Origin of the sequence: Marinomonas posidonica (assembly GCF_043643765.1) — a bacterium.
Taxonomy (GTDB): domain Bacteria; phylum Pseudomonadota; class Gammaproteobacteria; order Pseudomonadales; family Marinomonadaceae; genus Marinomonas; species Marinomonas posidonica_A.
In genome coordinates this window covers 3,238-5,262 of sequence record NZ_JBHZSP010000027.1, presented here as the reverse complement: position 1 = coordinate 5,262, position 2,025 = coordinate 3,238, and the positions used below count along the sequence as shown (strand labels likewise).

At 50.7% G+C, this 2,025-nt stretch carries 2 rRNA genes (1 of these 2 only partly in view); both read right to left on the bottom strand.

The window, feature by feature from the left end:
* Positions 1-6: 6 nt before the first annotated feature.
* Positions 7-121: ribosomal RNA gene (rrf, locus tag ACHUFM_RS18155) — 5S ribosomal RNA — on the bottom strand.
* A 182-nt stretch (positions 122-303) separates the two neighbouring features.
* Positions 304-2,025, bottom strand: a 23S ribosomal RNA gene (locus ACHUFM_RS18150) (it continues 1,255 nt past the right edge of the window).

Sequence of the window (2,025 nt, the reverse complement as noted above, 5' to 3'; positions counted from 1 at the left end):
TTTAAAGCTTGACGACGACCTACTCTCACATGGGATCCCCCACACTACCATCGGCGATGGCGCTTTTCACTTCTGAGTTCGGGATGGGATCAGGTGGTTCAACGCCTCTATGATCGTCAAGCAATTCGGTTTGCGTATCGTTCTGGTATGAGCTTGTTTGCTCTGTTAACCAAAACACGCGAATACGTTGCTTGGATCTTTAACAATTCATTTTGAAATAACGTGGATCAAGCGATAAACCAGCTTCAATCGTAATCTATGTGTCTTTTAGCTGTTGTCAGCTAAAAACTACTTTGGTGTTATATGGTCAAGCCTCACGAGCAATTAGTATTGGTTAGCTCAATGCCTCACAGCACTTACACACCCAACCTATCAACGTCGTAGTCTTCAACGGCTCTTTAGGGAACTTATGTTCCAGTGAGATCTTATCTTGAGGGAGGCTTCCCGCTTAGATGCTTTCAGCGGTTATCCCGTCCGAACGTAGCTACCCGGCAATGCCACTGGCGTGACAACCGGAACACCAGAGGTTCGTCCACTCCGGTCCTCTCGTACTAGGAGCAGCTCCTCTCAAATCTCAAACGTCCACGGCAGATAGGGACCGAACTGTCTCACGACGTTCTAAACCCAGCTCGCGTACCACTTTAAATGGCGAACAGCCATACCCTTGGGACCGGCTTCAGCCCCAGGATGTGATGAGCCGACATCGAGGTGCCAAACACCGCCGTCGATGTGAACTCTTGGGCGGTATCAGCCTGTTATCCCCGGAGTACCTTTTATCCGTTGAGCGATGGCCCTTCCATACAGAACCACCGGATCACTAAGACCTACTTTCGTACCTGCTCGACGTGTCTGTCTCGCAGTTAAGCGTGCTTTTGCCTTTACACTCTATGCATGATTTCCGACCATGCTGAGCACACCTTCGTGCTCCTCCGTTACTCTTTGGGAGGAGACCGCCCCAGTCAAACTACCCACCACACAGTGTCCTCGATCCCGATAAGGGACCTGAGTTAGAACCTCAAACGTACCAGGGTGGTATTTCAAGATTGGCTCCAATAGAACTGGCGTCCTATCTTCAAAGCCTCCCACCTATCCTACACAAGTAGGTTCAAAGTTCACTGTGAAGCTATAGTAAAGGTTCACGGGGTCTTTCCGTCTAGCCGCGGATACACAGCATCTTCACTGCGATTTCAATTTCACTGAGTCTCGGGTGGAGACAGTGTGGCCATCGTTACGCCATTCGTGCAGGTCGGAACTTACCCGACAAGGAATTTCGCTACCTTAGGACCGTTATAGTTACGGCCGCCGTTTACTTGGGCTTCGATCAAGAGCTTCGCTTACGCTAACCCCATCAATTAACCTTCAAGCACCGGGCAGGCGTCACACCCTATACGTCCACTTTCGTGTTTGCAGAGTGCTGTGTTTTTAATAAACAGTCGCAGCCACCTGGTATCTTCGACCGACTAGTGCTTACGGAGCAAGTCCTTCACACCGGCCGGCGTACCTTCTCCCGAAGTTACGGTACCATTTTGCCTAGTTCCTTCACCCGAGTTCTCTCAAGCGCCTTGGTATTCTCTACCTGACCACCTGTGTCGGTTTGGGGTACGGTTCCTGCATATCTGAAGCTTAGAAGTTTTTCCTGGAAGCAGGGCATCAACCACTTCGCCCAAAAGAGGGCTCGTCATCAATTCTCAGCCTTAACAGGGTTCCGGATTTACCTAAAACCCCAGCCTACAACCTTAAACGCGGACAACCATCGCCGCGCTGGCCTAGCCTTCTCCGTCTCTCCATCGCAATATGCACGAGTACAGGAATATTAACCTGTTTCCCATCGACTACGCATTTCTGCCTCGCCTTAGGGGCCGACTCACCCTGCCCTGATTAACATGGGACAGGAAACCTTGGTCTTCCGGCGGGGGAGTTTTTCACTCCCCTTATCGTTACTCATGTCAACATTCGCACTTCTGATACCTCCAGGATGCCTTACAGCTTTCCCTTCAACGGCCTACAGAACGCTCCTCTACCATG